This window comes from Adlercreutzia sp. DFI.6.23, assembly GCF_024462535.1.
GTDB classification, from domain to species: Bacteria; Actinomycetota; Coriobacteriia; order Coriobacteriales; family Eggerthellaceae; genus Adlercreutzia; species Adlercreutzia rubneri.
Map to the genome: position 1 here is coordinate 1 of NZ_JANGBP010000456.1, position 304 is coordinate 304.

General features: G+C 59.2%; 1 protein-coding gene. It reads right to left on the minus strand.

What is annotated here, in order from left to right; all coding sequences use genetic code 11:
- Positions 1-272, minus strand: a 272-nt coding sequence (locus tag NE591_RS14120) for a hypothetical protein (RefSeq protein WP_256156962.1), incomplete at its 3' end; no start/stop codon positions are given.
- Positions 273-304: the final 32 nt, after the last annotated feature.

The following is a 304-nucleotide window of genomic DNA, read 5'->3' on the forward strand; positions in this document are numbered from 1 at the left end:
AGACCGTCCTCAACGCAGGTAACGGGCTTGTCTACCGTGAAATTCGCCTCCCACTCGTGGGGAAGAACATTGAGCGGCCGTCTTTCAACGGCGTCACACGTAGTGCAGGTGCGCTTTTCGGTTCCTTGCTGAACGCAGGTCGAAGGAGTTTCGACAGCCCAGTCGCCCCAAACATGCTCCTGATACCCCCATGCCGCATACACCGTTACATCGGCATCGACAAGCTCCACGCTATTAACATAGGCGTGGGAGGCCGCTCCATCGCGAGCCATGCCCTCATCGGCAGAGGTGGGCGCCGCCTCAT